Below are 26,908 nucleotides of genomic sequence, written 5' to 3'. Positions count from 1 at the left end.
AAACAGTTGATACAGAAAGGACCACACATATTAGACATATCTAAAATGTGTGGTCCTATTTTTTTACTTCTTCAACTAACGCACCCGTTCAACAGCTATCTCAGTGGATCTCCAGAAACTATATGCCAATGGAGGTGTTTAGAATCCTGATAACCTCCTAAGTTTGTAATTACTCTACAAGCCCCATTTTCCTCGGTTACCTTAGTCGCAACCTTTTTAATTACTCCAAGTAGTTCTAATAATAACTCGTTATCACTTTCTTCCAATGTAATTAAAGAAGGGATATGTTTCTTTGGTATTGCAACAATATGGACTGGCCAAAAAGGTCTTGTATGATAGATAATAGGCTAATACGTTTTCTGTCTCCAATACCTTTCTTACTTGGGTTTTACCACTTAATACTTCATCACAATAAAAGTCTTCAGTCATAATGTACCTCCTAATACCTTGTTTAGTGAAAAATATCTTTTCGATTTCATGAGGTAACATTATTTAATTTATTATTTTGATAAGGAGTCACCTTGAGTGAACCTTTATTGTAACGATATAAAACATAGCAAACAATAGGAATTAGAATTAGGAATATAAGTGTCCCTATACTAAATACTAGCTGCATTTCATTTATTGATTGGGGTATATCTTCATAGTTTATTGGAGTTCCTCCATCAGGAATAAACTCCAAACTTAAAGCTAGTAAGTTATGAAAGGAATGGAGAATAATAGGCACGAGTAACGTTTTTGATTTTATATAGACAAAACTATAAAAAATCCCACTAACAAAACTACCAATAAAACCACTGTCAAAATGAAGAATTCCAAATACCAATGAACTCAACATAACAGCCTTAGTCACACCTATACGTTCTCCCCATTTATTTAACAGAAAGCCTCTGAAAAATAGTTCTTCCATAATTGGAACTAATGTAATACCTATTACAAGCGTAACAATCATTCGATTAATATCAATTATTTCGCTATTTTCTTCAAGTAATATGTCTCTATAGAAGGTAGAATCCACTAATCCGATGACGTAAAGAATGGCGACTATGGATAAAGTAGAGAAGATAAACAAGAATATTTTCATAGAAATTAATTGTAGCCAAGGGTGCTTTTGTATACTTAAACTTCCTATGACTGATTTAATAGATATATGGTGCTTCTTTAAGGAACGGATAATTAATATAATAAGAAGTATATGTATCGTAATATTAAACAAGTTGTTCATATCATTACCAGTTGTAAGTTCAATGGTTAGAAATACAGATAACGTAATTGCGAACAAGACAATTATTTTTACTGTTAAACTCAAAGTTTTTATCTCATGAAAATTATTTTCGCTCCCCAACTTTCTCCTCCTTTGTAACTTTACTAAACTGCACAACCACTCTTAAACTCTTCTGCTCCGTTACGTTAAGTACATCTTTTCACAAAGTCTTTATAACTTACATTAATATATTAACATAAATATCCAGAAAACCTGTATTTTTTTCAGGAAATTAAAGAAAAGCAGGAGAAACACCAATTCCCCTGCTAAATTCATTCAATATACTAGTTATTTTTCCTACTAATTCGACTGCGAATTGCGATTTTGTACTTCAAAACCGAACCCGTTAATTTTTTCTCCTCATCTTTCTTTTTGTTTTTCAATATAACCTTTGAAAATCGACTCTGCTATTTTTACATTCACCCCATCCGTTAATTGTAAAAGCATTTTCACCATTCTAAACAGCTTTAATTGGATCGTTGAGAATATGACGATACCGATTTGTTGTTCTTTTACAAATCCACAATACGTATGAAAGCCCATCGTTGTCCCGCCATGATGAATGACGGGGGAGTCACTCCACTTTTTAGTTTCCAGCATCCATCCTAATCCCATTTGACAAGTTTTCCACGGTGTCTTTCCATGGGGCTCATGGGTCATTTGTATCGCTTGTGACAAAGAACTTTCCCGTAAACCTAGTTGATATTGTAAATACATCAGCATGTCGTTTATCGTGCTTTTCAAAGCACCTGCCCCAGCCATAGCTGGAATTTCAATTGGTGGAATTCGCGATCCTTTTTTGTTAAATGCGGGTACATACCTTTTCAATTGTTCACTAGAAGGCGTTACACATGTATTATGTAACTGTAACGGTGTAAGAATATGCGTTTTTATCGCTTCCTCATATGAAGTTGCCCCTACAATATCCGCTAACAAGTTTCCTAATAAACCTACTCCGATATTCGAATACTTCCACTTCTTATCAATCTCTCTTTTTAAATCGAAGTCTAAATAAAATTGATGAAAGTCAGCTTCAGTATAATATTTATATGGGTTATCCTTATCATGTTTATTCTTTTTCATGCGTTTTCGAATCGTTTTCATATCCTCTCTCGGTAACCCTGAGAGATGGGTCGAAAGATGTTTAAACGTAATATCTTTTCCATTGTAGGAAAGAGCCTTCTCATATTCTCGTTTGTATGATTTTATCGGTTCATCTAACGAGATTATCTTTTCTTGAACGAGCTTTGCTAAAAGCAAACTAGTAAACGTTTTTGTTGTCGACCCGATTTCAAATAAGTAATCGCCAATCTCATATTCACCTAAATGCTCAAACAGCTCGCCTGTGATAAATGTTTCGTCTTTCGTCACAACACCGACCGCTATACTCGCATTTTTAGCATGTTTTAGTTCTTGTTTTACATATGGATTCGTTTGCAAATCAATCATAGAGAATCTCCCCCATTCTCATCATCATTATTATTTTTGATAAAAGCCAGCCGCTTGTTCAATATAGTTTTGAAGTTCTTTTGACATAAAGGAAAACAAAAATAACGAGTCCTCACTAAATTCGACGGTTTCTAGTTCTTCTAAATCTCTAGGGTCGATCACTTCATGTAGACAAGTAAAAAGCTCCTCAATAATCACTTGCACTCGCTTATCGTCAGGTGGAACATCTTTTTCATAGTACTGTTGGATGTTCTTTACTAACTCTAAAACCTTATTTTCAATCATCGTTCGTTCTTCTTCCGGTAGATGCTTCATAAAAACTCGTTCAACCGTATCATCTGAAACATGGTTGGCCAGCCATTGTTTTTGAGCGTTCTCATGTTGGATCGAATGGATAATCATTAAAATCAAATCACTATGGATGTCTTCTTTAATCATCGTTTCTACTTTCGAAATGGTTTGAATGACATGATCAAGCTCTGCCCGCTTTTGTTCAAGCAACTGTTTTTGCATTTGAAGGGAGCGCTGCATACTACGCTCTGAGTCTTCAGATAAAAATGCTTTTATATCAGCCAATGAAAATCCTAAATATTTTAATGTTACAATCTGTTGCATTTTGAATAAATCTTCGTCTTGATATAACCGATGCCCTTGACTTGAATAAACAGACGGTGTTAACACTCCTTTCCGGTCATAATAACGCAACGTCCGTTCTGTCACACCTGTCATGTTTGCGAATCTTTTAACGGTATACATGCTCTCACCTATCTTTTGTCCTTTTCTACAACATACATCATGACGTTAGGTCAACGTCAAGAATAATTTTCCTATATTGTCTTACTTGTAAACGGAAATAAATGTTAAAATGGAGAGAGAAAACGCGGGCTAAAGGAAACAGGGAAATACTTAGTTACAACATTTCAAGCTGTCACATAAGAAGAAATGTGTCTACCAACGGCACTTTTGTTAAACGGAGGAGAAACAATGAATCAAACTACTGTTTTTATCGGTCTTGCAATACTCATACTATTTTATTACGTTCTATCAGAAGCTCTATTAAAACGAAAATGGAAGATTCAACGAAAAACGCTTAGTCCTTTTACTAAAGGGAGACCGCGTCTTTTTGTATCGATCGAAGTTCTTCTCTTCCTGCTTTTTCTTTTCACAAATTTTTGGCTTATTACCTCTGATTCAAATGTATTAAGAGCCATGCCTTTGTTTCTCTTTTTCTTTTTATTATTTTTAACTAGAGGGGTAGAAGGATGGATTCGATTTCGCCAGGAAAAAAGTTATCTGCATGAATGGTTAGGCGCATTATTAGTTGTTATTAGTTTTCTTTGGCTGTTATATAGTTATTTTCAGTTTTTTTCTTTCTAAAAATCAATTGGAGTTTTCGTGTTTGTAATGCTACGGACATCTATTCCGTTATTTTTGCTAAATCAAGTGTTTTTCGTTCCGTTCGGACATACGTTCCTCTAATCTCGCCTTTTTCGCTATTTCCCTATTGATTTTCTGCAAATAACGGAACAGATGTCCGAACTGACCTTAAAACAAAGCCAGATCGTAAAAATAACGGATTCAATGTCCGTAAGTCTTATCCCTTCTTCGTTATTTCCAATGCTTCAACAGAAAAACTAGCAATGTCCTTTGGTAAATCGTGCAACGGAAACCACCTTACTTCCCCTAGCTTATCCGGTTCATTATTTTTCACATTCCCACCAATGAGTTCCGCCGAGTAAATAATAGAAACAAAATGTTCCTCCCGTTCTTGATGAATGGTTTCTGCCGTACATAACAGCTGCTTTATACGAATATCAGCATTCACTTCTTCTTTTATTTCTCTGATCACAGTTTCTTCTAATTGTTCATACAACTCTACCTTCCCGCCTGGGATACTCCATTTGAATTGCTCAGGTTCTTTTTTTCGATAGACGAGCAATACTTCATATTTTTCATTTACGATAACTGCCCCAACACCTACTACTATTTGCACAAAAAACACATCCTCAATTATTTTTTAAACTAGAAGGATAATTTTCCCTAGTTCTAGAATCCTATAAAAGTAAAACTATACTATAATTCCCAAGTAAAGAAAACTATTATAAAAATTATACTAATAATCTATCAGAAAAGAGAGGGCGAAACAAAATGCGGAAAAATAAGCATCATCTTTTTATTTTCGTACTTATGTTTTTCTCGTTTCCTTTGCTAGCATGTCAATCGGAACACTTCGCAACATCAGGAGAATATATTAATGTTAACGGGCAAATTTATATGAAGTCTGAAGAACTTCAAGAGACCTCCTCCGATTATGAAATCGATCAAGCCATCGGAAAAGTAAAGAGAAAAATCAGTGCTGACCATTACCCGAAAAAAGATTTGCATTCTAATTACGAGCCTGTTGGAACAGAAGTATTTTCCATTAAAGGCACCGACAAAATGATCGTAGCCAATCAAACTGTATATCGAATGATTTCCGATTAAAGAAAAGTTTGCCGTTTGGCAAACTTTTCTTGCTCTTACCCCTCTTGCGCTCAAAAATTTATATGATTCATCACACGTATGAAATACGCGCTATGTTTTTCCTCCAACACAAACAATTCCGTATTTGGGAAGTTCGTGTAATAAACTTGGTTATTGACAACCCATGTTTTCATTTCATGTTTTTCTTCCCCCATGACAACAACAATGTCATAATCTGATTTCTCTTGTAAATGAAGATTTAAATCCACTTTTTCATCATACGTAAATGCCTTGGCAACAAAACGGTTCCATTGCTTGTCATCAATTTGAACGATGCCTAAACGTGATGGTGCAATATCTCGTCTGAATGTGCGATTGTCGTTTGACATTGATTCTGCAAGTAATGTCATATCGATATTTTGTAAATGAATTTGATTCGCCGTTTGATTATCATCATTACTAACGAAGTCTGGGATTACTAATATCACTACTAAAAGAGCGACTATAGCTCCAAAGCCATAGGTAACAAAAAAGGGTTGTTTATTTTTCGTGGGAACTTCTGTCTTCACACGATAACGTATATTAGCCTTTTGTTGATTAGTAAAATGCTTTCCTTTATGTGTGGTAGAATCCATAGCTTCTTTTAATTGTTCTAGTTTTTCATCCATTGAACCCACCTCTTTCTAACCATTGTTTTACTTTTCCCCTTCCACGTGTCAGTCTAGTTTTCACTGTATTTGCATTCAGATGAAGCAACTCACTAATTTCATCTATCGATAACTCTTCATAGTAATAAAGAATTAGAATTTCACGATATTTTATTGATAACGATAGGACGGACAAAGATAGTAATTCTTGCTCATCTTTTCGAATTATCTCCATATCAGGTCCTACCTCTTTTGACTTAAATACAGAAAACAAACTTGAATTCACAATAACCCGTTGAAATAACGAGCTTTTTATTATATCTTTACACCGATTAATCGTAATTCGATAAATCCAAGATTTTACTGACAAAATCGACTCCACCTCGTCATATTTTTGATAACATGTAACAAATACATCTTGAACAACATCTTGAGCTAAGCTCCAATCTTTCACATAGTTATAGGCCAACTTCGTCAAACGTTCCCCGTATTCTTCCATAATCTTTTCTAACCATATGTCTTTTTCATTTTCAGTTTGGTCCTTCAAATCATTCTCACCTCTTTTTTCCGCTAATGCTAAGACGATTGAAATAAAAATAAGTTTCATTTTCTTTTTAAAGGTAAGTTTTTTTAAAACAATTCATTGGAAACGAGCATATAATCTGCCAATTCATGTTAACATGGAGTAAAGGGAGGTGGAACAATGAATAAAAAGAAAAAGTACATACTCATCTTTATAGCTGGTTTTCTGATTACAATGTTTATCCTTACTCCTTTATTTGGAAATCCACTCACTTCATTGTTTAATTAACATTCTCATTCTATATTTATCAGGCAGGATAAAAATTGAAAGGTTTGCTGTTTAGTACAATTCCGGAAACATTCAAAACAAAAAAGCCATATTTCGGATATGACTTTTAAAATATAAACATAAAATTATTACTAACCAAATCGTCACTGCCTCACAAAAAAGCACTCCTACACCGTCAACGCTAGTCCTATCATTTTATGCCTTTAATGCAAATCCATTTATCATTTGGACTTATGATAAACTCTACTTTGTTAAACCCAATTTGTTCAAGTAAACCTTGCATTTCTTCCTTTGTTTTATATTCTTTCATATGATAATGAATTTTAAATTTTTCTGCGACAATGATAAAGCATCCATCTTCTTTCAAGATCCTAAAAACTTCTTTGACACTGTATTCTAAATCCGGCCAGAAATAGTGTGTTTGAAAGGCAGTAATCACATCAAAACTCCTATCCTGGAACGGAATGTGAGTAACACTCGCTAGCTGTATTTCAACTTTTCCTTTTTCTACATCTAGTTTATTGACTCTTCTTGAATCTTTTACAGCTTGTTCAGAATAGTCGATACCATGTATCTTTCCATTGCGATTCATTTTTGAAAGAAGTTGTATCGTCTTACCTCCTCCACACCCTACATCCAATACGACAGATTCATTGCAAATCTCTATCTTCTCCAAAGCCCATTTGTTCATGGTAGCATGAGCAGAATTCATAATCGTTAGCATATAAGAACCTACTTTTCCATTGGGATTCTTCGCTTGTTCTATCAACTTAGTTATTAAACTCAACGTAACACCACCTCTACTTAAATACGAAAGATAATTGAATACGTTGCATTTTTATTTGTTTTCTTTCTTCAACCCCATCGCTTGTAAGTTCATCATCGCACCAAAATATTGCGAAGCCGTCGAAAATGCGATAAAAGCGCAAAGCTCACTAACTTCTTCATCACTGAAACTCTCTTTTAATATAGTAAATATCGAGTCTTGTATTGTACCTTTTTGTTTTATAAACACTTCTGCAAACCCAACCGCAACCGCTGTTTTTTCATCAAATGTTTCTGGTGCTGGTTTTCCTTTCGCTTTACAATACGCGCACCCATTTGACTGAGCTAATGTCCGTCTCACTTGTTCTTTTAATTCACACGAAAGATACCCGTCCCTTTCTAACACTTCTCCTAAACGAGACCAACTTGTCATGATGTCAACATTATGTCCTAATAAGCGCTCAAAAGGTGTGTTTCCATAACTGGATTCTTTAATTCTTGCCATCTTCAGCCCTCCCTTGTTATGTTATTATATAGAAGGATTTAGGCAATTCACATTAAATATAGAATGGAAATTTACATATTACTTTAAACACAAAAAAAATATGGAGGAAACACATTAAAATGAAACTAGACGAAATAGATAGACGGATATTAGATGAATTAAAAAGAAATAGTCGCTTGTCTATGAGTGCACTTGGCCGGAGAATTAATTTGTCATCTCCATCTGTTACGGAACGAGTGAGACAAATGGAATCTTTCGGGATTATCAAAAAGTATACAATCGAGATTGATGATGAAAAAGTAGGTTTTCCGATTCAATGTATCATTGAAGCCACTGTTAAAACCGGTGATTACAAAGCATTTACACGTTTTATTCAAGATTTCTCAAACATCGACTTTTGTTACCGAGTTGCTGGTAATGCTTGTTATATGCTCAAGATGCAATTTGAAACCTTCGCAAAAGCAGAGCAATTCATTAATGAAATAAATCCCTACGCCCAAACTGTGACACATTTTATTTTTTCAAAAGTGGATACCAATTCAAAATTGATTAATGAATAATTTCGAATTAAGAAAACACCGCTCCTGTTTTTCACGTCACAGAAACGGTGTTTTCTTAGTTTTTCACTTTGTTTTGTCGTTTTTCTTTTGCAACGACCGCTAAGGCATACACACTTAAAAGTAATGTCACAAACGAAAACAGCACAATTAATAAAGGATAGTCTACTTGAAAAACAAAAGAAAGAAGATTAACGACAAACCCAAATCCCGCATAGACCCATAGTAACTTTTCTCTAGTCGAGTTTTTCTCTTTGATTGTGAAGGCATACATTAATATCGCAGCAACAAACACGCTATACGAAAAGGGAGTCAACAAAATAAGAAACAAAGCCCAATCAAACACTTTATCACGCCCCTTTTATACAATTATAATCAGGATGCAGCTTGCTTTATGCTTTCTTTTCAAGTTGGTGCGTTTGGATTCGTCAAGATTTCCTCTGTTGTTAACCATATGACTGATTCGACTTCATCCGGACTTTTTTTCTGCGCTTCCCCAGCCTCATATTCACAAGGAAAAGCGACATCTACGACAGTTGCGCCATAATCTGTTACAAATAATGTGCTCTGAACATAAGTCATCTCGGATTTAATGATAACACCAACTTCTTCATTAACCTCACGTAAGCTTTACGGACATATGATCCGTTATTTTGCCAAAATCCTTACTTTTCTCAACCTTAACGGACATCTGTTCCGCTATCTCTGAAAACGACTCGAAAACCTTTGAAAACTATTAAAATAGCGGAACACATGTCCGAACGATCGAAGAAAACAGGGATTTTTATTGAAATAACGGAACATATGTCCGTTGTGATACCTCATTAAAATTTGACAAACTTTAACTTTACCATAAATTTAAAATTATAGTGTGAAAAGGGAAACAAACCGCTATTTCATTTAATCCTTATTAAAGCTAACCTCTTCTGCCGTTTTTCCATCAAGCGAAAATGGTGCTCCTACTAGACTTTCTTCTGTAATTGGAAATGATGTCCCACCAATTACTTGCCCGTCTACCAACATGACATATACATTCGTCTTTCCAAGTCCCTTGCCATCCCAATCGTCTAATGGATGATTTTTCACAATAAAGCGCTCCTCATATATCTCTTTTCCAATATAATCTTCCTTGTTCGCTGCTTGTACTTGCCACACTTGCACCAAATATTCTTCATCCAATCGGTCTCGCTCCAATGTGTATGGCTCACTACTCCATTCATGTGAAATTATTGTATACCCTTGTTGTTGTAAATGTTGCTTAGCTATAGATGGCATATCTGAATCACTATCGGTAACTTGACATCCAACGAATAGTAATAAAATGAAAAGAAACATAAACCCCTTCTTCACCACATTCACCTCCTCCTTCCTTACAATAGACGTTTTCAAATCATTCATGTTACAATATGTTCGGCAAAAAACATGAATAGCCTAGCAGTTGGGTACGCTATTCATGATGTTTAGGTTGAAAAGGAGTTTGTATCATGACCATTGCTGCTTTTATCATGGGGTTAGCGTTTATTCTTATTCATTTACTAGCGAATGAACTTATTCCTACGAAACGAATTCATCGACTAAAGTGGTTTTCCTTTTCTGGAGGACTTGCGGTTTCTTATGTATTTGTTTATGTTTTACCTACGTTACATAAAGAACAACTCAATGTAAAAAAATACTATGATTATTTAACGATGGAATCAGAGCTTTATTTTATTGGCCTTATTGGTGTGCTTATGTTTTATGGGATTCAAAAAGTCGTCAGGAAGGCGCAAGTGAACGACCATACACATAAAGCACGGTTTTTGTTTTGGCTGCAAATTCTCTTTTTTGGGTTTTATAATATGTTAGTTGCTTATACTGTCATTTCTCATAACGTATCAGGGGTTCAAGCGGTTTTTTATGGATTAGCGGTTGGCCTTCATTTTATTGCGGTTGCCCATGACTTATGGAGAGAATACGCCGATATTTATAACAAAGTCGGCCGGTATGTCCTAGCTTTAGGTATTATTGCTGGTTGGATCCTCGGGGTCACAGTCTCCTTTTCCCCTATTTTTGAATCGATTATTTTTGCTTTTATTGCAGGGGCGATGATGCTCAATGTCTTAAAATATGAACTTCCCCCTGATGAAGAAGCTCATTTTCCAACCTTTGCTTTTGGCGTCATTTCGTATACGACAGTAACAATGGCATTAAAATTTTTCTTTCAATGGTAAAAGACTTCTCTCACATCATAATGTAAGAGAAGTCTTTGTATTATTGACCTTGACCTAAGGAATAGCCTAGCTCACCATTAAATCGGTACAAGTTTTCCGTTTTAATAAATTGAAGTCCTGCTTCCTCAACCCGTTCAAGCAATTGGATAATATGTTGATTTGTAACTGTTTCTTCTTGATTTGCTTTTTGGAAGCGACAACGCCAATGATCGACAGTAAACGTTTCTGGGAATCCGTCTGGGTATACTTTTACACCACGATTCGTAATGACCGCTAACGAAAACTGTGGACTAGCCAATTCTTCAAGCTTCTTTCCAATTTCATTAGGAGTCCATTCATTATTTAGTAAAAATACGTCAACCCCATCTAGTTCTTGAACAACATCAGGTTTCGGTCTGTCTTTTACTTGTGGTGCTAGTTTAAATGCGGCTCCTTTCGTTTCTTCATTCTTATATTCAACTGGCGAAAACGTTGATGGCTTCTGACCTAATCTTTCAATGACTGCTTCCGCAAATTCCATCGTACCAACGGACTTTCCACCTTTGGCGATATCTCCTGTATGAACACCATCTTCTAACGTCTTTAGCCATGCATTATGAATCTTTGTCGCTACATCAGCTTGGCCGATATGTACAAGCATCATAATCGCCCCATTAATCAGTCCAGATGGATTGGCAATTCCTTTTCCCGCAATATCAGGCGCACTCCCGTGTATCGCTTCGAACATTGCCACATGGTCGCCAATGTTTGCAGAGCCTGCTAAGCCAACACTTCCTGTAATTTGAGCGGCTACATCGGAAGCAATATCACCATATAAGTTCGGCATCACAATCACATCAAAGTCTTGAGGTGAATCTGCAATTTTTGCCATTCCAATATCAATAATCCAATGTTCGGTTTCAATATCAGGATATTCTTGTGCAACCTCTTTAAATACTTTATGAAACAGCCCATCTGTAAGCTTCATAATGTTGTCTTTCGTAAAACACGTCACTTTTTTGCGATTGTTTTTTCTCGCATACTCAAACGCATAACGGACAATTTTTTCACTACCTGGTCTAGTAATTAATTTTAAACATTGAACCACTTCAGGTGTATGCTGGTGCTCAATGCCTGCGTATAAATCTTCTTCATTTTCTCGAATAATAACCATGTCCATATCGGGATGTTTCGTTTGCACAAACGGGGCATACGACACATTCGGTCTTACATTGGCATACAAGCCTAATGTTTTTCGAATTGTAACGTTTAAGCTTTTGTATCCCCCACCTTGGGGCGTTGTAATTGGACCTTTGAAGAATACTTTTGTCCGTCGCAATGATTCCCAATCATCATCTGTAATCCCCGAAGAGTGTCCAGCTAAATATACTTTTTCTCCAATATCAATAAATTCTGGTTCAATCATTGCCCCAGCCTGAGTTAATATTTTTAATGTTGCATCCATGATTTCAGGACCGATTCCGTCTCCCCTAGCAACCGTTATTGCTCTTTTTTCCATTTTCACCAGCTCCTTTCACATATCCTTGTTATTATACCCACTTTTGCTTTTTGTACTATTGATTTTTTTAATATAAGAAAGCTATTGTATCATTAGAAAAACGCGGAGCGTCTAGAATAAGCTAACAAAGCTTCATTGCTATACTCAAATTTTTATGCTTTCTTCACTTTTAATAAAATAAAGTATATTCTTGTCGATATGCCCTCTTTTTTACTAGTTTCATATATCAAAAAAAATAATGATTTTTTTGTAACGAAATAAATCTAGCGGAGTTATATAAGTGAAAGGAGGAACTAAATTGGACTTTGAGCAAATCTATCAGAGATACTTTCACGATATTTATTTGTATATTAAATCTTTAAGCAACAATGAAAGTATTGCTGAAGAAATTACACAAGAAGCTTTTTTCAAAGCATTAAAAGCGATTGATTCCTTTGATGCGTCAACCGATATTCGAGCCTGGCTGTTTACAATTGCTAAAAATACATATTTTTCGCACTACAAACGAAACAAAAAGCACCTCGATTTTACCGAAGAACATAGCACAGGCGTTCAACTCGTGAACCATATCATTAATGAGGAAGAAGCTTTTATTATTCATCAATTTCTTCATTCGATGGATGAGCCTTACAAAGAAGTGTTTTCCTTACGAATGTTTGGAGAACTCCCATTTGAAAAAATCGGAAAACTTTTTGGAAAAAGTGATGGATGGGCAAGGGTAACCTTTTACAGAGCGAGAAAACAAATTATAGCGTATATGGAGGAGATAAATCATGAAAGAGATTAAATGCACAATTATTCAAGATGTGTTGCCTCTTTATATCGATGGGGTCGTTAGCCATGATACAAAGGAAATGGTAGACATCCACTTAAAGACGTGTGAAAACTGCAGGAAAGAATATGAGTCCATGAAACAAGAGCTCTATATTCCCGTAGACAATCAAACGTCCCCCATAAAAAATATGAAAAGAAAATGGCGTAATAAAAAATTCATCGTTTCACTTGTATCTGTTTTCGTTACTGCCATACTTCTTTATGGTGCGTTTGCTGCTGCCGTTTATATTGAAACTGTAATTCCGTATTCAGATGATCTAATACGAATTGAAAAGCTTGATAATAATCAGTTGGTTTCTATTTATACTGGTGAAAGCTATGCAGCTGTACATACAACCCATCCTTTCCCAATAGAAATTAATGGAGAAATTCAACATATTAGTTTTATGTATTACACTAAATCATTTGCCGAGTCACCAACAAGAGATCTTTTTAATCTTAACAAAAATCATAAACAAGAATATATTTTTCCAATTCCTGAATTTACAAAAGCTGACGCCGTCTATTATGTTAAATATGATACATTCGCCGTAAGTGGTGGGAAAGAAACATGGCCTTCCATTTTAAAACGCGGCGAACTAATTTGGGAGAAGAAATAGTCGAATACTAGCATTGTAATTTTTAATTAAAGCGCCTGGATATTCAATCCAAGCGCTTTTGTTCTTCATATTATTTCATGGCATTGTTACACCTGTGCCATTTCCATTCGTCAGATACCAAAATTATCGAAGTGGAATTGCAACAGTTGCCCCAACGGTAAGTGAATATGGGTCCAATGTTTCATTAGCTTCAAGCAAATCGTCTACTGAGACATAATCATATACGCTTGCTATTTCAGTAAATGTATTTCCTGGCTGAATCGTATGGTACACTACATTTTCATTCGTCCCATCATTTCCGTTTGAAGGCTCTGTCCTTTCAACAACAGTTACTTCTGAGCCAATTGGTAAATGATATGGATCAATACTTGAGTTTACATTCAATAAATGGTCTACTGAGACACCATCATATAATTGTGATATTGACCACAACGTATTTCCCGGTTGAACTACATGAGTTACATTATTACTATTTTCTGTCGTCGTTCCTAGTTGAACTTCTGTACCAATCGGGATTGCTAATGGATGTAATGAAGGATTTAACGCTTTTAACTCCTCAACACTGACATCTTGAGCTTCAGCAATCTCCCACAACGTATCTCCTTGTTCAACTGTTTTTGTTTCAGCTTTCACAGAAAGGCTTGTCCCTCCAAACACCATTGCAATGGCTAAAGTTGGTACTAGAATTTTCGAAAATTTTCTCATCTCTAATTCCTCCTTTAGTATTGTATATTTAGTACATACCTACATAAAGGAATGATTAAACATAATGAATGATTATTATTAGAAAATAAATTCGCTATCGTGCTCATGACGGTATTTATAGAAGTTAATTTTTTTTGTAAAAATTGCACTAATTCTTGTTTTTTAACAACAAATATTTATAATAAGCAGGAAATTCCCTGACTACCGAATAGATATCACGAATCTCTACAATGTCTGCATGAGCGGAATAAATGTCAGCCTTATCGAACCCGATTTTTTCAAAAGCGAGCTTCGTCCTTGTAATATGGAAATATTGCGAAATGACCATAACCGAGTTCAAATCTAGTTCGTCCATGATTGTTTTAGAATTTTCGGCTGTCATAAACGAATTATATCCTTGATTATCTTTAATAATCACTTCTTCCGGAATCCCTTGTTTCACTAAGTATACTTTCATTACTTCTGCTTCATCAAAGCCTTCTTTTCCTGTCCCACCACTAACAATAATATAAGGAAAATAACCTTCTTCAAAAAGCTCTATCGCTTTATCTAAACGCGCTTGTAATCGTTTAGCTGGTGTCCCGTCAACATCGACTTTATTGCCTAACACTACAGCCACGTCTACCTTATCAATTTCATCGTTAAATCCATCAACGACAATGGCAAGCGTATGGATACAAAACCAGAGCAACAATGAGGCAATAGAATATAGTAGGATTTTTTTCACATTTAATGTAGTCATACTTTTCCTCCGATGTTTATTTCTATCATTCTACCATTTTTTGTTCAACACCGATTAATTATTGTAAAATATGGTATTCTATTTTTAAAAAATTTTGTAACCTTCCCTCATGTTTTTTACACTAATAAATAAACAAAGCTGTAAGGAGGATATTTTGAAAAAACAGTTTGAAAATGAGCATGAAATCCAAATCATATATCGCCGTTATTTTAACGATGTGTACCAATTTATTGTGTCGTTTACAAAAAGCCAAGATGAAGCGGAAGACTTAACACAAGAAGTTTTCATTCGATTATGTAAGGCCTTAAAAACTTTTGAAGGGAAATCGGAACTAAAGACATTTGTTTTTTCAATTGCGCGGCACGTCGTATTCGACCATTATCGAAAAAGAAAAAGAAGAGCACGTTTGCAAGATTTTATCCTGCAATCTCTTCGGTTCCAGCAGAAATCAACAGAAGAAATGGTAGAACAAAGAGAGTCGATTTCCGAACTATATTCCGCATTACATGAATTAAAACCAAAGGCTAAAATGGTCGTTCTTCTTCGAGGATTACAAGAGTTTTCAATAAAAGAAACAGCCGAAATCATGGGCTTTACAGAATCAAATGTTAAAGTTCTTTATCACAGGGCGATAAAACAGCTTCAAGAAAAAATGGAGGGTGGTAAAACATGAGGAAAAGTGATGATAAGGAAATTATAGCTCAATTAAAACAGGATATGAGTAACATTCCGATTCGGGAAAGCTTTAAAAAGGAGCTAGAATATTCATTAGTTCAGCGATTTACAACGAAAAAAAAGACACTGGTCCTCTTACCAATGGCTTCAGCACTTGTTTGTTTTGTTGTTATTATATTATTGCTAAACAGTCCACTTATTGAAAACAATGCCGTTGAAATGCCGAAATATGAGTCAATTCTTATTCATTCATCCGATTTTGATGTAGACGTAAGACAACATTTATATAGCTTATTACTTGAAAAAGGGATTCCTGTTGTATTTGTTGATGAGCGTAATCAGTCTATGACTCATGAAAATGTTCATTTTGTTTTGCAACGCTCCACGGATTCCGCTAGAGATACAATAACGACCATTCAAAGCGAAGAGATGGGTCGCATTTTATTCGTATTACAAGGAGACTCTACGGATTTCGAGCATGATTACGAAATTGCCCTTACCCTGCATGAACAAAGTGAAAAATTATATCCTGGATTATCAAGAGGGGTTCTCGAAATCTCATATGGTAATGAAAAAGATGCACGACTGTTAATTGAAATTGGAAACAGGGAGAGTAGCGAGGAAGAGTTAATGAAAACTATCGAGCTCTTCGCTCACGTTATTGAAAGCTGGTGGGGGGAATAGTCTTTTTAACGGACATCTGTTCCGCTATTTCTTCAAAAACCCTAATAGTTTTTATCGGTTCGGACATCAGGTACGTTATTCACGTAAATATAAAGCTTTTCTCCATAATAATCACGTAATAACGGAACTGGTGTCCATTAGCTTTTAAAAAACAGGGGTTTCACGTAAAATAAAGGAATAGATGTCCGAACGCAAACATCATTTCTATTTCTCTATTTGTCTTTGTCGTCATCATTTCCCCAAGACATACCGGATTTTCCCATATAATACAATACACCTGCTAAAGCGAGGACACCTAAGATTCCAACGATAAATTCCATTAAAAATCAGCCTCCTTTCTTTCGTATATTGTAACATCTGTTATTAGTATTTTGAAATGTAGGATAAACTATGAACAACTGACGATAGTAATTGGAGTTGATATAATGCCTGTTCACGTATATTTAGTATTTAATGGAAACTGTCGAGAAGCGGTCGAATTTTACACAGATGCCTTTCAGACAGAAGCACCACAAATGATGACATTTGGAGAATCCCCACAAAACCCTGAATTTCCATTACAAGAGGATGCGAAAGAGTTAATCATGCATGCACGGATGAATGTTTGCGGAAGTGAAATCATGTTCTCAGATAATTTTCCGGGAACCCCGTACACTGTAGGAAACAATATTACATTAGCTATCATCATGGACAAACAAGAAGAAATTACTGCAGCTTTCGAAAAATTAAAACAAGGTGGCCGTGTTGGGATGAATCTTCAAGAAACATTTTGGAGCAAATGGTATGGTACAGTGACAGATCAATTTGGTGTTCACTGGCAGCTTAGTTTATTGTCGTAACAATATTGATAGTGCGAGTGGCCTTAGTGAACGCTACTCGCTTTATATATCTCCGTTAATTATCCATTTTTGTATACCATATGTTTCCACACAAATTAAATTTATAATTCTCTTTTTTTCCAAATACAGTATAATAGAATCATATTAACTATGAGGTGAACATGATGGACGCACTAATCGTAATTATTTTCATGGCTCCCGTATTATACACTTTGTTAAAAAGAGTACGAAAGCTTGAAGATGAACTAAGGGAAATGAAACAGCAATTAAAATAAAAAAATGGAGTTGTCTTTGGAAAACTCCTTTTATTATTACCTTACATCTACAGCAATCGTTCCAAATAACTCTTCATCTACATATGCCATTAATGCCCATTTCCCTTGAGTAGGTAACGACATCGAACTAGGCATATGAGCATCAGCGCCATTTAGTGGACCAGCAATGATCTCATTGTCAATTACGACAACTTCTTCTCCTGATTTCATGTTTTTCCCGATGACTGTAAATGGTTGGTCGACGACATCATCTCCCCAAAAGTGCCACATATACTTCTGACCTTCATCAACAATAAAAGGAGTCGAATACTCATCGTAAATAAAACCGATTTTATTTTCCACACCGATCATGGAATAGGAATTTGATTCGAATTTCTGACTTTCTCTTTCACTCACTTTCTCTTCCACCGTTTCTTCAGTTGCGGCACATCCACATACAACTAAGATAACGAATAAGATACTTATGAAAAATGAATATTTTCGGTTATTCATATATCCTCCTATATTTTCTATTTTTTCACATTATAGCATTTGACTAAAAATAAAACCTATTTGAAAAAAACTTTACAAATTTTTACTAGTTTATAAGGAAGACTTATTCATCAACCTACAAAATCGTTTAATACTATGATTTCTTCCAAACAAAAAGGACCCGATACATTCATCGGATCCTAAATTCCTTAAATTTTAAACACTTCAATTTCTCTTTGTAACGCTTCTGCCATCTCGCTTAACACTTGAGATGAAGCTGTAATTTCTTCCATGGCAGCGAGCTGCTGTTGTGAAGTAGAAGCAATCACTTCTGCTCCTTCAGACGTTTTGTTCGCTTTTACTTTCACATCTGCAAATGATAATTTTACTTTCTTAGACGAATTCGCTAATTCAGTTGATATGATCGACACTTTTTCGATATGTCTCACAACTTCATTAACCATCGCAACAATTTCGGTAAAGGTTTGTCCCGCTTCGTTAACAATCGTTGTTCCTGAGTTCACTTCGTTCGTAACAGTCGTCATCGATTGAACCGACTCTGTTGTCCCTGCTTGAATTTCACTAATTAACGCGGCAATTTGCTTTGTAGAGTTTTCAGTTTGCTCCGCTAATTTTCGAACTTCATCAGCTACGATTGAAAACCCTTTTCCATGTTCACCCGCACGAGCTGCTTCAATGGCAGCATTTAAGGCTAGTAAATTCGTTTGCCCTGAAATATCACTAATGACAGAAATAATATCATTAATTTCTTCTGACTTTTGACCGAGCGCTTGAATTGTTTCTGCTGTTGTGTGTACTGAACCACCAATCGAGCTCATTTGTCGAACAGCCTCTTGTACTTTTTCATTCCCGCTTTCAGCTGCCTCTTTTGTTTCTGACACTACTTTTGAAACAGAACTTGATGTTTCAGCAATCGTATCAATTTTGTGTGCCATTTCATTGATCGATTCCACACTTTGATTAATTGTTTCTACTGAGGCTGTCGCGTCATTTGTAAGTTCTTCTATTGTTGTGACGACTTGTTCCGTTCCTTTTGTCGTTTCAATCGCACTTGCAGACAATTGTTCAGAGGAAGCCGCCACTTGTGATGTCGCATCATTTACACTTCGGACTAACCCTTTCAGACTTTCGGTTGTATCATTGACAGACTCTGTTAGTAAGCCTACTTCATCTTTTGAATTTGTTTGTAATGATTGTCCACTTAAGTCCCCTGTTGACACTTGGTTCATTCGGTTAACAACTTGTAACACCGGTGTTGTAATTTTATTTGCTAACACAAAGGATACAACAATCCCAACCACAATCGCAGCAACCGCTAACGATATCGTAATAACGTTTGTTGTCGTACTAGCAGAGACTAGTTCATCCATATCTTTTTCGATAACAGACTGCTCATATTCCATCACATCTTCATAACCTAAAACAATCTCTTCTGCCAAGTCAGCTACTTTATCGCGCTCAAGTCGAATCGCGCCTTCAATATCTCCACTATCATAAAGAGGAAATAATTCACCTTCCACAATATTTCCAAACTCTACACTTAATTCAATTAAATGCTGAACTTCTTCTGACGGTTCATTCGCCAATACAACTTCTTCTATTTCTTTACTTTCTTCGGTATGTTCGAAAAATGATTGCTTAAATGATTCTTCTCCGTATAATAAATACCCACGCGCCAAAGTCACTCGTTCAGATATATTTTGACTTAGTTTCGTATTGCCATTCATCAATTTAATATCTTCATCAAGACGGTCAATGTCTTTAGAAATCGTTCCTAGATTTATAGAAACGACTACTGTTAATACGATAAGAAGGGCTAACATACAGGCAAAGCCTGCTAAGATTTTCAATCGTAAACTTTTCATCACTATCCTTCTCCCTATCATTTGTCCTCACTTAAAGATGTATGTTACTAATCCCACTATATATGTCGACAAAATATAATACAATAGTCAATTTTACGACAAAAAACGACAAATTAAAAGAGCATACACCGCTCATAACGAAATTACAAAACATTACCAATATCAATCTTTTATCTTTTTACCAAGAAAATAAATAAACATATTAACCCAACTGTTACATACAACTTTTACTAAAGGGGGATAAGCTTATGAAAAATCTGTTATTGAAAATAGGAACTCCAATATTGATAATCATCTTTAGTTTCGTTTATGGTTTTCAAAGCGAAAGTATAAAAGTACACGAAGAAGAAATAGACAAAGCTATTAACTCCACAGCCTTTTCATGGGATATATTTAGTTTAATAGGGAGTTTATTTGACGATGAAATCATTCATGAAATTAGCAACGCCTACGACATTGAAGAAAGAAAATCTGTTGGGTACGGACTGAATTATAGTGATATATATGTCGGGAGAACAGCAGATAAAGCAGGCTTTAATGTAACTTTTCATCTTCGAGCTTACCAAGAGAATGACAAATTCCTAGGATATGATATTGTAAAATTTTATATTGATACACAAACAAAAGAAATAGAGTTTTTACAATATCGTAAGGATGCGTGGGAAGGGCTAAAGAATTAAAACATGGATTTTTGTGTAGTTCCCCTTTGAAAATCCATCAAAGAAGCGTCCACCATAATCCGATATTACAGTGTCCACACAAGTTTACAATTTGTTCTTCCCCTATTCCCCTCGTTTACGATAATAAAGTATTACTAAAGAATAATAGACTACCGCGCTACACATAATAAAAATACGATAGTGCCATAGCTTTTCAACTGAATACTTTTCAATATAAAAGCTTGCATCAATCATCGATGTTAACGCCATCCCTCCAAATATAAATAAACCAATAACATATAAAAAGGGTTTTGTTTGGACACGAACTTCTTGATTCATCGTTTAGCCCCTTCCTCTCTCTACTTTTTACTTTTCTTTACTTGCGGCAACAAATGGTTCACTAATGCCGCTTGCCTTTCCTTTTTCTACACCGGCACCTTTAGTTAGAAAATGGACTGCCCCTACAAGTCCCCATAAAAAAGCAAGACTGAAACAGATAGCAAGAGGAATCCTATCGCCTACATTTTCAATCGACTTTATATCGGTAACTAAACGTAATCCAAATCCATCGAAGAAAAACAGCAAACCTAATGATAAATAAAATAGTGTGACTAACAAAACAGCCTTCATCTCATTCACTCCCTGTTCAAATAAAGTACTTGCTGTAAATTTCTCATTTTTGCGGTCAGAGCAGCCGTTATTTGTGAACTTCATACGGGTTTCCATTTTTTAGTGGCCACAGGAGCGCTTATTAACTCAAAAGCAACTCTATTCCTAGCGATCTATTATGATTAACTGCCCCTGTGTCCACCAACGTTCCAAAACGCTAGCATTGTTCACAGATAACGGTTTTCATGACCGCTAAATTAACAACACTATCCCAAACCCCTAATTCAATCTAAAAATATAGTAGAGCAATGTTACCCACAGGTCGACTATTTATAGTTCACTAAACAATAAAAAAACTTACCTCTAAATACGAGATAAGTATGAACTCGATTTCATTCCCACAATAAATGAGGCGCCTAAATATGTTTTGTACAGTTGTAAAGTAAACAGTCCCAAGTATTTTCATCAAACTTAAGAATAGTAACAGACGTATTGTCTAAGAATGTTTTTTGGAATTTGTCAGGCATAAGGGCACGTAATGTCATTCCGATAACTGCCCCGTGACTAACGACTAATATCCGTTTTCCTTTATGTAATTCAATTAATTCATGTAAACATGCAATCTTTCGCTTTGTTGCCTGTTCAGATGTTTCCATTCCTAAATCAAGACTTCTCCAGTTTTCACCCCACTTCTGAATTCGTTCTTGTTCAGTCGTCCCTTCAATTTTTCCACCATTCATTTCACGTAAACGTTCATCAAGAGTACTTACAGGAAGTTCAAGCTTTTGACCGATAATCGTCGCTGTTTCGTTTGCTCTACTTAATTCACTTGAAGCAATGATATCCCACTTTTCTTCTTGTTTCAGTCGTTCTCCTAAAGCGAGTGCTTGCGCTTTCACCTCTTCATTTAATGAAATATTAGACATTCCCTGTGCTTTCCCTAATTGATTCCACTCTGTGACACCATGCCGAATAAATCCGATTGTCGTCATGAGCTACCCCTTTGATTTGTTTAGTTTACACCAACGTTTTGACTCCTTCGTTCAAGTAATAGTACGTCTCTCCATATTCCAGCCATTTTTCCGACTTTTTCACGACGGCCAATTTCTCGAAATCCTAGCTTTTTATGAAGTTGTAAGCTTCCTAGATTTTCTGGAAAAATACCTGCTTGTAATGTCCAATACCCATTTTCTTCACTTTGCTTGATTAAACAATCTAATAGTTGGCTCCCAATTCCTTTTCCGGCTTTGGTTTGGCTTACATACACACTAACTTCAGCGACACCAGCATAAACACAACGACTTGAAACTGGACTTAATGCTGCCCAACCTACAACTTCTTCTCCGAGTTTTGCAACAATTCGGCATTCACTTAAATGGCTATCGTCCCACTCTTCCCAAGAAGGTGCCTCAGTTTGAAACGTTGCATTTCCTGTTGCGATCCCTTCATTGTAAATCTTTTTGACCAAATTCCAGTCCTCTCGTTTCATTGACTCGATTACAATTGACTTTTCCATTTCACGCCTCCTATTTCACATTTTCAATCACTTTTTTTATTGAATCCGTATACTGTTTGCCAAGATGCTCTGTAACATAAACAAAGTTTTCAGGAAAAGCTGTTTTAGGTACCCCTAATTGGACGAATGTCTCATCTAATTCTTCAATTAGAAAAATTTCATGCACATGATTTTTTGTTTGTCCGACATCCGTGATATCAATTGCTACATTATCTTTAAAATGGAGGATATAATAGAAATCACCTTTTTTCTTAGAGTAAAAAGAAAACCCTTTTCCATATACTCCTGTTTCAATATGGACGATATCGGTATATGCATACTCTTTCCCACTTGGTGTGAAAAAGGAGTGATCGATAATTTTAGTATCCGTAATTACAATCACTGAAGTGAGAATATAGTAAAATAATACAACATTACTACTAATAAAAATCGGCACAAGTTTTTTTCTATGCTTCTTCCAAAATGAAGGATGACGACTCTCTTTTACTGAACCGTAAGCCGGCCCCCAAAACAAATAAAACAACCCGATAATCAAATACACTTCATAAAGAATAATGACAGAAAAAGCCTGTGATTTGAATACCGTCAAAATAAAATCATCTGGGGCAAAAATAAACTGCTGCAACATCGTGATTAGCCCGAAAATAAGAATCGTAGAAATTACAATCACAAACATACCGATGACGCTAAATGTAAGACGGGACTTTACTTTCATTGAATACCTACTTTCCTGTTACACTCGTGATGAAGAAAGAATCTTAACAAATGCCCCGCGTGACGCTTTATGATAAGCCTCATCGCCTAGTTGCTTTACTTTCTCCGATAATGCAGACGCTTTCTGTATTTTCCCATTATAAAACATTGATGGATCAATTAATCTCACTTTGTTTTTTCGATAGATATCATAGTCATGCTCATTTTCCTCCACTACAATTTGAGGATGTAATTGATTTAGTTTTTGCTGTAATTCTGAATCTTGAATATTTTGGAGTTTCAACATCACTTCCACGTCTTCACCTAATAAATCATCTAACGTAAGGTATTGATGATGTAACGCATATTGAATGACGTTTGCTAGAACTTCATAACCGTAAATATTTAATGGGTCCATGAAGAAACCGATAACTTCTTTGTAATAGATGTCGACAAACCATTCTGCCACTTCAATTGTCTGCAAGTGAATTTTCCCATCGATAATAACGATGTCTTGTAAAAACCGTTTCACTTCTTCTTCGGTGATATGACCGTACTCATACATATCTCTTAATGTGTAATCGATTCGGTCCACACAAAGTTCTGGCGCTGGTTGTTCAAGTAATGTCCATTTTGAATCGTCATATAAAATAGCTTTTTCTTCAAATCCATACTTAGCTAAAATTTCTGGGATTTCCGAACTTGTCAACACAGATTCATAGATTTTTTCATGATAATCTTCTTTTTCATTATCAAAAACAAAATCGACAACATGTGAAAACGCAGTATGAGACACATCATGCAATAATGCTGCCACTTGCTCTTCTACAGATCCACCAAGCCGTTTTACAAGAATCATCGCACCAACAGAATGCTCATAACGAGTCACATTCCATTTCGGATTAACTAAATAACTTGCGCCGCCTTGGTGAATTCCTTTTAACCGTTGAACAGGTCTGCTATTCAATAATTCCTCCATTACACCTGTTACTTCACATTGCCCGTAAATCGTATCATTTAAAATCAAAAAATAACCTCCAATTACGTTTCATCGTTCAAAATACTAATATACGCTTTCCAAGGTCCTACATCATCACTGTAGCGTTTTGCCATCACTCTAACGATTTGGGACAAATGCGTTAAATCATGCACAACCCATGTCGCTAGTAATTCCTTTGTTTTCACTTCCCCAAATTCAGGGTGAATTCCCGTTAATTCAAGCTGTTGGTCTACTGTAACCAGCTGTTTTAGCTTCGCTATGTTTTGTTGTCGAAGCTGATGAAATTCCGCGATGCTCTCTTCAATTTTCTTCCCGGATGGAGTTTGCAAATGGGCAAATCGATCAAATGGTGGGAATGCTTTGTTTTCAGCCTGTTCCAATATTTTTTGTAAGCGAGGAATCCAATTTTGTTTTTCAGCATAAATGAAATGCTCAACAACTTCTTTCGCATTCCACGTCTTTTCTCCTTCACGGCAAGTGAGCCATGCTGTCGACAAGCCACTTAATAAAGCTTCCAAAGTTTTCGGTGTTCTTTCTAACACTTCAATCGCTTCCGGTAAAGAAAAGTTCATAAGGAATGTCTCCTTTCCTAATAAAACATGACTTTCGATGCATTCCCGTATTTTTCACAGATAGATAGAATAATTGATGCTACTATATTTATATCCTATTTTTACAGTAAAATCCAATCGAAATGTTTGAATTAGGAAGTGATACTTTTGACAAACGTAGAGAAGCTACAAGAAAAAATAAACACCGCATCAAAAGGATATGTTCAATTAACAGAGTTGGAAATTATCTTTTTGAAGGATATGATTTCAGACGACGAGAAAATCATTACAGCCTTTCTTGGAGCAAATGGGGATGAACTAGACGGTCTTTTTGTTATTACAAATAAACAAGTTATATTTTTAGCAAGACCAAAAACAATGAAGGACTTTGATTTTGTACATCAAGAATACTCAGCTTTTTATGATGTTGCAAAATATACCGTTCCAAATAATCTGTACCATTGTATTGACTTATATGTTCATGACGGCAGCATGTTCATCATTGAAAAATTAACAGAAAGTCAGGCTGACCTTCTTTACAAAATGTTTGTTGACTTTATCGGGGCAGAAGCAAACATCCAAAAACCACAACGAAAAAATCCTTTTAAACGACTTGTTGTCATTGGTGCTGTTGCGGTCGCTATCTTTTTAGGTGTTGTGGGAATTGGAGAAATCTTTAGTGATGAGAATGAACCTGGCAATCAATATCGAAGTGTATCTGTTGACTCCCCTGAGATAGAGATGGACGAACGAGAACGAGTACTTGCATCAGATGTGCATACAACCGACAATACAGTAACTGTAGACGACATCATTTCCATTGAGTATATAAAGCATTATTTTGCAGATGAAGTGATGCCGCCGAATAATAACCCTGATGCATTCGGTCATCGAATCGATGAAGAATTATTCACATTCCTTGTCATAGAAGCCGATGTCGCTAACCTCTCTAAAAAACAACTTGATCTCTACGATAATCCGTTACGACTGACCGTATTATGGGATGAAGTTCATGAGTATTTTCCGATGATTGATTTTTATATTGAAGGGGAATCTGACTTTCACTTTAACTATCAATTAGAAGGTAAAACAAAAGGAAGAACGTATTATATGTTTCGCATTCCTCGAAAAAGTGAATTTTCAGACGGTCCTTTAGTACTACAGATTCAATCCATTGATGAAGATTATCATATGGAGTTGATAAAGGACATTGATCTTCGATAGAACGAAAACGCTCAGTTTTGAGCGTTTTTTTTTATGTTTTTATAACACCGACTACGAGAATACTACTTTGCTTTTTTAAACAAAGCAACCCATAATCCTTCAACACCAAAAAGGTCGGCATTGTCTTCTACTTTTTTCATTTTTCTTATTTCAATTTCTTCAAAATTATAGAATATCGTTTTTAATTTTTCTGGTGTAAAGCCTAAACCAACTTGCAAACTTCTTTCGATGTAGACGTCTAAATCAGATATTGTTGCTCCACCTAATACTCCACCTTCCTCAAAGCATGTTAGCGCAAAATAACCACCCGCTTTTAATGAAGAAAATACTAAGTCAATGTAATCCATTCTTCGGTGTGGCGCAATGTGATGGAAGCAGCCTGAATCATAGACAAGGTCGTATACTCCTTTTTCTAATTCAAGTTCAAACAAGTCTTTTTTTATGTAATTGACATTGATACCATTTTCTTTTGCACGTTCTCTACCCCATTGCAGAGCAACCTCTGACATATCAACCGCATCAACGGAACAACCCTTTTCCGCTAGATACATGGCATTCCGCCCTGGACCACAGCCTAATTCCAACACGTTTCCTGAGGTAATCAATCCTTTATCCATATACTCCACTAAATTCTCATCAGGAATATCTACAAAAAATGGCACTTTCCGGTCTCTGTTTGTATAAAAATGATCCCAATCAATATTTGTCTCTTCGGCAATCAGTTTATCTAGCATTTTGATTACATCGTCATAATTTCGAATGACTTCGTCCATTGTT

Annotated in this window: 34 protein-coding genes and 2 pseudogenes; 11 read left to right on the top strand and 25 right to left on the bottom strand. The window is 35.6% G+C overall.

The window, feature by feature from the left end; translation table 11 throughout:
- Window positions 1–95 precede the first annotated feature (95 nt).
- The 4 genes and pseudogenes from T323_RS27205 to T323_RS0119690 form a co-directional block, all read right to left on the bottom strand.
- Window positions 96–429: pseudogene (locus tag T323_RS27205) on the bottom strand (HIT domain-containing protein).
- Window positions 430–475: 46 nt separating this feature from the next.
- Window positions 476–1,345 carry a CPBP family intramembrane glutamic endopeptidase gene (locus tag T323_RS0119700; RefSeq protein WP_026674815.1) on the bottom strand — a complete coding sequence of 290 codons (870 nt, stop codon included), beginning with the start codon at window positions 1,343–1,345 and terminating at the stop codon, window positions 476–478.
- Between the two features lie 279 nt (window positions 1,346–1,624).
- Window positions 1,625–2,713, bottom strand: a complete 1,089-nt coding sequence (locus T323_RS0119695; protein WP_026674814.1) for a serine hydrolase domain-containing protein — start codon at window positions 2,711–2,713, stop codon at window positions 1,625–1,627.
- A gap of 30 nt (window positions 2,714–2,743) precedes the next feature.
- Window positions 2,744–3,469, bottom strand: coding sequence for a MerR family transcriptional regulator (locus T323_RS0119690; protein ID WP_026674813.1), 726 nt, complete (start codon window positions 3,467–3,469; stop codon window positions 2,744–2,746).
- Window positions 3,470–3,697: 228 nt separating this feature from the next.
- On the opposite strand from T323_RS0119690, the gene T323_RS28135 reads away from it, so the two are divergent.
- Complete coding sequence (locus tag T323_RS28135) at window positions 3,698–4,090, top strand: DUF4181 domain-containing protein (protein WP_051556632.1); 393 nt, start codon at window positions 3,698–3,700, stop codon at window positions 4,088–4,090.
- Between the two features lie 217 nt (window positions 4,091–4,307).
- On the opposite strand, the gene T323_RS0119680 is transcribed toward T323_RS28135, so the two are convergent.
- Complete coding sequence (locus T323_RS0119680; protein ID WP_084309338.1) at window positions 4,308–4,706, bottom strand: NUDIX domain-containing protein; 399 nt, start codon at window positions 4,704–4,706, stop codon at window positions 4,308–4,310.
- 155 nt (window positions 4,707–4,861) lie between these two features.
- Between T323_RS0119680 and T323_RS0119675 the strand changes: the two genes are divergently transcribed.
- Entirely contained in the window at window positions 4,862–5,197 is a 336-nt protein-coding gene (locus T323_RS0119675) for a hypothetical protein (RefSeq protein WP_026674811.1), read from the top strand.
- Window positions 5,198–5,247: 50 nt separating this feature from the next.
- Here the strand turns inward: T323_RS0119675 and T323_RS0119670 are convergent, their stop codons facing one another.
- The 4 genes from T323_RS0119670 to T323_RS0119650 form a co-directional block, all read right to left on the bottom strand.
- Window positions 5,248–5,844, bottom strand: coding sequence for a hypothetical protein (locus T323_RS0119670; protein ID WP_026674810.1), 597 nt, complete (start codon window positions 5,842–5,844; stop codon window positions 5,248–5,250).
- Window positions 5,837–6,370 (bottom strand): sigma-70 family RNA polymerase sigma factor, encoded by a 534-nt coding sequence (locus T323_RS0119665; RefSeq protein ID WP_026674809.1) that lies wholly within the window; start codon window positions 6,368–6,370, stop codon window positions 5,837–5,839. Before T323_RS0119665 ends, T323_RS0119670 begins: the two co-directional genes overlap by 8 nt.
- A 454-nt stretch (window positions 6,371–6,824) precedes the next feature.
- Window positions 6,825–7,421 carry a class I SAM-dependent methyltransferase gene (locus tag T323_RS0119655; protein WP_026674808.1) on the bottom strand — a complete coding sequence of 199 codons (597 nt, stop codon included), beginning with the start codon at window positions 7,419–7,421 and terminating at the stop codon, window positions 6,825–6,827.
- A gap of 51 nt (window positions 7,422–7,472) precedes the next feature.
- Complete coding sequence (locus T323_RS0119650; RefSeq protein ID WP_026674807.1) at window positions 7,473–7,904, bottom strand: carboxymuconolactone decarboxylase family protein; 432 nt, start codon at window positions 7,902–7,904, stop codon at window positions 7,473–7,475.
- Between the two features lie 119 nt (window positions 7,905–8,023).
- Between T323_RS0119650 and T323_RS0119645 the strand changes: the two genes are divergently transcribed.
- Complete coding sequence (locus tag T323_RS0119645; RefSeq protein WP_026674806.1) at window positions 8,024–8,464, top strand: Lrp/AsnC family transcriptional regulator; 441 nt, start codon at window positions 8,024–8,026, stop codon at window positions 8,462–8,464.
- Window positions 8,465–8,519: 55 nt separating this feature from the next.
- On the opposite strand, the gene T323_RS0119640 is transcribed toward T323_RS0119645, so the two are convergent.
- The 3 genes and pseudogenes from T323_RS0119640 to T323_RS27190 all read right to left on the bottom strand — a co-directional run bounded on the left by T323_RS0119640 (window position 8,520) and on the right by T323_RS27190 (window position 9,811).
- A complete protein-coding gene (locus T323_RS0119640) occupies window positions 8,520–8,807 on the bottom strand; it encodes a hypothetical protein (protein ID WP_026674805.1) in 288 nt (95 codons plus the stop codon).
- A gap of 59 nt (window positions 8,808–8,866) precedes the next feature.
- A pseudogene (locus T323_RS28940) lies at window positions 8,867–9,076 on the bottom strand (DNA mismatch repair protein MutT); the annotation flags it as partial.
- 285 nt (window positions 9,077–9,361) lie between these two features.
- Entirely contained in the window at window positions 9,362–9,811 is a 450-nt protein-coding gene (locus T323_RS27190) for a hypothetical protein (RefSeq protein ID WP_156942485.1), read from the bottom strand.
- Between the two features lie 134 nt (window positions 9,812–9,945).
- Here T323_RS27190 and T323_RS0119625 point away from each other — a divergent pair, with 134 nt between their 5' ends.
- The gene (locus T323_RS0119625) at window positions 9,946–10,671 is read left to right on the top strand and encodes a DUF3270 family protein (protein ID WP_026674804.1); all 726 of its coding nucleotides are present in this window, start codon (window positions 9,946–9,948) and stop codon (window positions 10,669–10,671) included.
- 40 nt (window positions 10,672–10,711) lie between these two features.
- On the opposite strand, the gene T323_RS0119620 is transcribed toward T323_RS0119625, so the two are convergent.
- Window positions 10,712–12,169 (bottom strand): NADP-dependent isocitrate dehydrogenase, encoded by a 1,458-nt coding sequence (locus T323_RS0119620; protein ID WP_026674803.1) that lies wholly within the window; start codon window positions 12,167–12,169, stop codon window positions 10,712–10,714.
- A 298-nt stretch (window positions 12,170–12,467) separates the two neighbouring features.
- Here T323_RS0119620 and T323_RS0119615 point away from each other — a divergent pair, with 298 nt between their 5' ends.
- Both T323_RS0119615 and T323_RS0119610 read left to right on the top strand, forming a co-directional pair.
- Complete coding sequence (locus tag T323_RS0119615; RefSeq protein WP_026674802.1) at window positions 12,468–12,956, top strand: RNA polymerase sigma factor; 489 nt, start codon at window positions 12,468–12,470, stop codon at window positions 12,954–12,956.
- Window positions 12,943–13,602 carry a zf-HC2 domain-containing protein gene (locus T323_RS0119610; RefSeq protein ID WP_026674801.1) on the top strand — a complete coding sequence of 220 codons (660 nt, stop codon included), beginning with the start codon at window positions 12,943–12,945 and terminating at the stop codon, window positions 13,600–13,602. The genes T323_RS0119615 and T323_RS0119610 overlap by 14 nt, the downstream gene beginning before the upstream one ends.
- Window positions 13,603–13,725: 123 nt before the next feature.
- On the opposite strand, the gene T323_RS0119605 is transcribed toward T323_RS0119610, so the two are convergent.
- Complete coding sequence (locus T323_RS0119605) at window positions 13,726–14,307, bottom strand: LysM peptidoglycan-binding domain-containing protein (protein WP_026674800.1); 582 nt, start codon at window positions 14,305–14,307, stop codon at window positions 13,726–13,728.
- A gap of 148 nt (window positions 14,308–14,455) precedes the next feature.
- Window positions 14,456–15,049 (bottom strand): YdcF family protein, encoded by a 594-nt coding sequence (locus T323_RS0119600; protein WP_035179355.1) that lies wholly within the window; start codon window positions 15,047–15,049, stop codon window positions 14,456–14,458.
- Between the two features lie 154 nt (window positions 15,050–15,203).
- On the opposite strand from T323_RS0119600, the gene T323_RS0119595 reads away from it, so the two are divergent.
- The 3 genes from T323_RS0119595 to T323_RS0119580 all read left to right on the top strand — a co-directional run bounded on the left by T323_RS0119595 (window position 15,204) and on the right by T323_RS0119580 (window position 17,247).
- A complete protein-coding gene (locus T323_RS0119595; RefSeq protein ID WP_026674798.1) occupies window positions 15,204–15,722 on the top strand; it encodes an RNA polymerase sigma factor in 519 nt (172 codons plus the stop codon).
- Complete coding sequence (locus tag T323_RS0119590; RefSeq protein ID WP_026674797.1) at window positions 15,719–16,408, top strand: stage II sporulation protein P; 690 nt, start codon at window positions 15,719–15,721, stop codon at window positions 16,406–16,408. The genes T323_RS0119595 and T323_RS0119590 overlap by 4 nt, the downstream gene beginning before the upstream one ends.
- Window positions 16,409–16,833: 425 nt before the next feature.
- Window positions 16,834–17,247, top strand: coding sequence for a VOC family protein (locus T323_RS0119580; RefSeq protein ID WP_026674796.1), 414 nt, complete (start codon window positions 16,834–16,836; stop codon window positions 17,245–17,247).
- Window positions 17,248–17,558: 311 nt separating this feature from the next.
- Here the strand turns inward: T323_RS0119580 and T323_RS0119570 are convergent, their stop codons facing one another.
- Together T323_RS0119570 and T323_RS0119565 are read right to left on the bottom strand one after the other, a co-directional pair.
- Window positions 17,559–18,014, bottom strand: a complete 456-nt coding sequence (locus tag T323_RS0119570) for a DUF4871 domain-containing protein (protein ID WP_035179352.1) — start codon at window positions 18,012–18,014, stop codon at window positions 17,559–17,561.
- A gap of 188 nt (window positions 18,015–18,202) precedes the next feature.
- Window positions 18,203–19,879 (bottom strand): methyl-accepting chemotaxis protein, encoded by a 1,677-nt coding sequence (locus T323_RS0119565; RefSeq protein WP_026674794.1) that lies wholly within the window; start codon window positions 19,877–19,879, stop codon window positions 18,203–18,205.
- A 248-nt stretch (window positions 19,880–20,127) separates the two neighbouring features.
- Here T323_RS0119565 and T323_RS0119560 point away from each other — a divergent pair, with 248 nt between their 5' ends.
- Entirely contained in the window at window positions 20,128–20,559 is a 432-nt protein-coding gene (locus tag T323_RS0119560) for a hypothetical protein (RefSeq protein ID WP_026674793.1), read from the top strand.
- 102 nt (window positions 20,560–20,661) lie between these two features.
- Here T323_RS0119560 and T323_RS0119555 read toward each other — a convergent pair whose 3' ends face one another.
- From T323_RS0119555 to T323_RS0119525, 7 genes are all read right to left on the bottom strand, one after another.
- Window positions 20,662–20,877, bottom strand: coding sequence for a hypothetical protein (locus T323_RS0119555; RefSeq protein WP_026674792.1), 216 nt, complete (start codon window positions 20,875–20,877; stop codon window positions 20,662–20,664).
- Between the two features lie 27 nt (window positions 20,878–20,904).
- Window positions 20,905–21,252 carry a hypothetical protein gene (locus tag T323_RS0119550; protein ID WP_026674791.1) on the bottom strand — a complete coding sequence of 116 codons (348 nt, stop codon included), beginning with the start codon at window positions 21,250–21,252 and terminating at the stop codon, window positions 20,905–20,907.
- Window positions 21,253–21,563: 311 nt separating this feature from the next.
- Complete coding sequence (locus tag T323_RS0119545; RefSeq protein ID WP_026674790.1) at window positions 21,564–22,139, bottom strand: histidine phosphatase family protein; 576 nt, start codon at window positions 22,137–22,139, stop codon at window positions 21,564–21,566.
- Window positions 22,140–22,159: 20 nt separating this feature from the next.
- Window positions 22,160–22,663: a GNAT family N-acetyltransferase gene (locus tag T323_RS0119540; protein ID WP_035179345.1), complete on the bottom strand. Its 504-nt coding sequence runs from the start codon at window positions 22,661–22,663 to the stop codon at window positions 22,160–22,162.
- A gap of 10 nt (window positions 22,664–22,673) precedes the next feature.
- The gene (locus T323_RS0119535) at window positions 22,674–23,378 is read right to left on the bottom strand and encodes a hypothetical protein (RefSeq protein ID WP_026674788.1); all 705 of its coding nucleotides are present in this window, start codon (window positions 23,376–23,378) and stop codon (window positions 22,674–22,676) included.
- Between the two features lie 18 nt (window positions 23,379–23,396).
- Window positions 23,397–24,383 carry an HD domain-containing protein gene (locus T323_RS0119530; RefSeq protein ID WP_026674787.1) on the bottom strand — a complete coding sequence of 329 codons (987 nt, stop codon included), beginning with the start codon at window positions 24,381–24,383 and terminating at the stop codon, window positions 23,397–23,399.
- Between the two features lie 14 nt (window positions 24,384–24,397).
- Window positions 24,398–24,928: a DinB family protein gene (locus T323_RS0119525; protein WP_026674786.1), complete on the bottom strand. Its 531-nt coding sequence runs from the start codon at window positions 24,926–24,928 to the stop codon at window positions 24,398–24,400.
- 147 nt (window positions 24,929–25,075) lie between these two features.
- On the opposite strand from T323_RS0119525, the gene T323_RS0119520 reads away from it, so the two are divergent.
- A complete protein-coding gene (locus T323_RS0119520; protein ID WP_026674785.1) occupies window positions 25,076–26,131 on the top strand; it encodes a hypothetical protein in 1,056 nt (351 codons plus the stop codon).
- A gap of 62 nt (window positions 26,132–26,193) precedes the next feature.
- Here T323_RS0119520 and T323_RS0119515 read toward each other — a convergent pair whose 3' ends face one another.
- Window positions 26,194–26,904 (bottom strand): class I SAM-dependent methyltransferase, encoded by a 711-nt coding sequence (locus tag T323_RS0119515; protein ID WP_026674784.1) that lies wholly within the window; start codon window positions 26,902–26,904, stop codon window positions 26,194–26,196.
- Between the last annotated feature and the right edge of the window lie 4 nt (window positions 26,905–26,908).

The organism is Alkalihalobacillus bogoriensis ATCC BAA-922 (assembly GCF_000621445.1).
Lineage (GTDB): Bacteria > Bacillota > Bacilli > Bacillales > Bacillaceae_F > Bacillus_AO > Bacillus_AO bogoriense.
The sequence above is the reverse complement of the archived record's forward strand: the minus strand, read 5'-3'. Positions and strand labels throughout refer to the sequence as shown.

Excerpts from the sequence above, each read along its gene's own strand:
- T323_RS0119625 (WP_026674804.1), top strand. The coding sequence starts at position 9,946 with ATGACCATTGCTGCTTTTATCATGGGGTTAGCGTTTATTCTTATTCAT.
- T323_RS0119600 (WP_035179355.1), bottom strand. The coding sequence starts at position 15,049 with ATGACTACATTAAATGTGAAAAAAATCCTACTATATTCTATTGCCTCA.
- T323_RS0119690 (WP_026674813.1), bottom strand. The coding sequence starts at position 3,469 with ATGTATACCGTTAAAAGATTCGCAAACATGACAGGTGTGACAGAACGG.
- T323_RS0119515 (WP_026674784.1), bottom strand. The coding sequence starts at position 26,904 with ATGGACGAAGTCATTCGAAATTATGACGATGTAATCAAAATGCTAGAT.
- T323_RS0119695 (WP_026674814.1), bottom strand. The coding sequence starts at position 2,713 with ATGATTGATTTGCAAACGAATCCATATGTAAAACAAGAACTAAAACAT.
- T323_RS0119645 (WP_026674806.1), top strand. The coding sequence starts at position 8,024 with ATGAAACTAGACGAAATAGATAGACGGATATTAGATGAATTAAAAAGA.
- T323_RS28135 (WP_051556632.1), top strand. The coding sequence starts at position 3,698 with ATGAATCAAACTACTGTTTTTATCGGTCTTGCAATACTCATACTATTT.
- T323_RS0119670 (WP_026674810.1), bottom strand. The coding sequence starts at position 5,844 with ATGGATGAAAAACTAGAACAATTAAAAGAAGCTATGGATTCTACCACA.
- T323_RS0119545 (WP_026674790.1), bottom strand. The coding sequence starts at position 22,139 with ATGACGACAATCGGATTTATTCGGCATGGTGTCACAGAGTGGAATCAA.
- T323_RS0119675 (WP_026674811.1), top strand. The coding sequence starts at position 4,862 with ATGCGGAAAAATAAGCATCATCTTTTTATTTTCGTACTTATGTTTTTC.
- T323_RS0119550 (WP_026674791.1), bottom strand. The coding sequence starts at position 21,252 with ATGAAGTTCACAAATAACGGCTGCTCTGACCGCAAAAATGAGAAATTT.
- T323_RS0119650 (WP_026674807.1), bottom strand. The coding sequence starts at position 7,904 with ATGGCAAGAATTAAAGAATCCAGTTATGGAAACACACCTTTTGAGCGC.
- T323_RS0119610 (WP_026674801.1), top strand. The coding sequence starts at position 12,943 with ATGAAAGAGATTAAATGCACAATTATTCAAGATGTGTTGCCTCTTTAT.
- T323_RS0119560 (WP_026674793.1), top strand. The coding sequence starts at position 20,128 with ATGAAAAATCTGTTATTGAAAATAGGAACTCCAATATTGATAATCATC.
- T323_RS0119555 (WP_026674792.1), bottom strand. The coding sequence starts at position 20,877 with ATGAATCAAGAAGTTCGTGTCCAAACAAAACCCTTTTTATATGTTATT.
- T323_RS0119605 (WP_026674800.1), bottom strand. The coding sequence starts at position 14,307 with ATGAGAAAATTTTCGAAAATTCTAGTACCAACTTTAGCCATTGCAATG.
- T323_RS0119565 (WP_026674794.1), bottom strand. The coding sequence starts at position 19,879 with ATGAAAAGTTTACGATTGAAAATCTTAGCAGGCTTTGCCTGTATGTTA.
- T323_RS0119580 (WP_026674796.1), top strand. The coding sequence starts at position 16,834 with ATGCCTGTTCACGTATATTTAGTATTTAATGGAAACTGTCGAGAAGCG.
- T323_RS0119540 (WP_035179345.1), bottom strand. The coding sequence starts at position 22,663 with ATGGAAAAGTCAATTGTAATCGAGTCAATGAAACGAGAGGACTGGAAT.
- T323_RS0119535 (WP_026674788.1), bottom strand. The coding sequence starts at position 23,378 with ATGAAAGTAAAGTCCCGTCTTACATTTAGCGTCATCGGTATGTTTGTG.
- T323_RS0119590 (WP_026674797.1), top strand. The coding sequence starts at position 15,719 with ATGAGGAAAAGTGATGATAAGGAAATTATAGCTCAATTAAAACAGGAT.
- T323_RS0119620 (WP_026674803.1), bottom strand. The coding sequence starts at position 12,169 with ATGGAAAAAAGAGCAATAACGGTTGCTAGGGGAGACGGAATCGGTCCT.
- T323_RS0119525 (WP_026674786.1), bottom strand. The coding sequence starts at position 24,928 with ATGAACTTTTCTTTACCGGAAGCGATTGAAGTGTTAGAAAGAACACCG.
- T323_RS0119570 (WP_035179352.1), bottom strand. The coding sequence starts at position 18,014 with ATGAATAACCGAAAATATTCATTTTTCATAAGTATCTTATTCGTTATC.